Here is a 633-nt window from a genome sequence, read left to right as displayed (position 1 = left end):
CGCGGCCCGCGACTGGGACCGCAATTTCATCAACGACATGCAGGGCCGATACAAAACGTTCGGCATGGGCATGCATATCACCACGCTGCAGAAGTTCCATCTGGAGCGGATTGCTAACGCAGAGGAGGCCGCCTGATGTGGTTCAAACAACTCTCGTTCTTTCAGCTGTCGCCAGAGTTCGTGATCGACAGCGACAAGCTGCGTGAAAGGTTGGCCGCACGGCCATTCACGCCGCCTGGTGGCCTGGACTGGTTCGGCGAAGGCTGGGTACCACCGGCTGCCCACATCGATGGTCCGCTTTATGAGGCACGCGGCTATCGCCTGGTGACGCTGCGCCGTGAAGACAAGGTGCTGCCAGCCGGTGTGATCCGGGACTTCCTGGACAAGAAGGTGGCGGAGATCGAAACCGCCGAGCTGCGCAAGGTTGGCCGCAAGGAAAAGCTGGCGCTCAAGGAGCAGATCACCGACGACCTGCTGCCGCGTGCATTCACCAGAACAAACCGCGTGATGGCCTACATCGACGACACCCGCAGCTGGCTGATGGTGGACAGCAGCACGGCCAGCAAGGCGGAGAACCTGGTATCTACCCTGCGCGAGGCCTTGCCACCTTTCCCTTGCAAGCTGCCGCGCACC

At 61.5% G+C, this 633-nt stretch carries 1 protein-coding gene; it reads left to right on the top strand.

The annotated features are described in order from the left end of the window. Nucleotides 1-135 precede the first annotated feature (135 nt). Nucleotides 136-633 (top strand): recombination-associated protein RdgC (locus FLQ44_RS22890; protein ID WP_147696184.1); only part of this gene is annotated, 498 nt, incomplete at its 3' end.

This window comes from Vogesella mureinivorans (genome assembly GCF_007644035.1).
Classification (GTDB): domain Bacteria; phylum Pseudomonadota; class Gammaproteobacteria; order Burkholderiales; family Chromobacteriaceae; genus Vogesella; species Vogesella mureinivorans.
Note: the sequence above shows the minus strand (reverse complement) of the source record. Positions and strands in the feature narration are given on the sequence as shown.